The following is a 1,160-nucleotide window of genomic DNA, read 5'->3' as shown; positions in this document are numbered from 1 at the left end:
CTAGTGTCCTGCGCCAGTAGTTGATCGTTAGTAGTTGTGTGACTTCTGCTGCTGATGCGTCAGTTCCTCGTCGGGGCCCGAAGCTGGAACCGTTGCTGCTGTCTGATGACGAGCGGGCGGTGTTGGAGCGGTGGACGCGTCGGGCGACGTCGGCCCAGGCACTGGCCCTGCGGGCGCGGATTGTGTTGGCGTGTGCGGGGCCGGAGGTGCCGCCGATCATCGCGGTCGCCCGAGATCTGCGGGTGAGCGCGGACACCGTCCGCAAATGGCGGCGGCGCTTCCTTGCCGAGCGGCTGGACGGGCTGGCTGACGAGCCCCGGCCGGGCCGGCCGCCGACCATCAGCGTCGATCAAGTGGAAGCGGTGGTGGTCACCACGCTGGAACAGCTGCCGAGGAACGCCACCCACTGGTCGCGGACATCGATGGCCCAGCACAGTGGTCTGTCGAAGTCGACCGTCGGCCGGATCTGGCGGAGGTTCCAGCTCAAGCCGCATCTGGCGGACACCTTCAAGCTGTCGACCGACCCGTTGTTCGTGGAGAAGGTCTACGACGTCGTGGGCTTGTACTTCAACCCGCCCGAGGGAGCGGTGGTGCTCTCGGTGGACGAGAAGTCGCAGATCCAGGCCCTGGACCGGTCCCAGCCAGTGCTGCCGATAATGCCGGGCATGCCCGAGCGGCGCACACACGACTACGTGCGCAACGGCCTGACGACCTTGTTCGCCGCGTTCGACGTCGCCACGGGTGAAGTCATCACTGCCCTCCACCGCCGGCACCGGGCCGTGGAGTTCAAGAAGTTCCTGATCCGGATCGACAAGGAGGTGCCCGCGCACCTGCAGGTCCATCTGATCGTGGACAATTACGGCACCCACAAGACTCCCGCGATCAAGGCCTGGCTGGCCAAACACCCGCGGTTCGAGCTGCACTTCACCCCCACCGGCTCCTCCTGGATCAACCAGGTCGAGCGATGGTTCGGCTACCTGGCCCACCAGATGATCCGCCGCGGCGCACACAAGAACATCCAGGCCCTGGAAGCCGACATCCGCGCGTGGGTCAAGGACTGGAACGAAAACCCCAAGCCCTTCATCTGGACCAAGACCGCCGAAGAGATCCTCGACTCCCTCGCCCGCTTCTGCCGACGGATCTCCGGCGCAGGACACTAG

At 65.6% G+C, this 1,160-nt stretch carries 1 protein-coding gene; it reads left to right on the top strand.

The genetic code is table 11. The features are described from left to right. The first annotated feature begins 38 nt into the window (after positions 1–38). Positions 39–1,160: an IS630 family transposase gene (locus SSP29_RS00030; protein WP_107436124.1), complete on the top strand. Its 1,122-nt coding sequence runs from the start codon at positions 39–41 to the stop codon at positions 1,158–1,160.

It is taken from the genome of Streptomyces hyaluromycini, from assembly GCF_002217755.1.
Lineage (GTDB): Bacteria > Actinomycetota > Actinomycetes > Streptomycetales > Streptomycetaceae > Streptomyces > Streptomyces hyaluromycini.
Note: the sequence above shows the minus strand (reverse complement) of the source record. Positions and strands in the feature narration are given on the sequence as shown.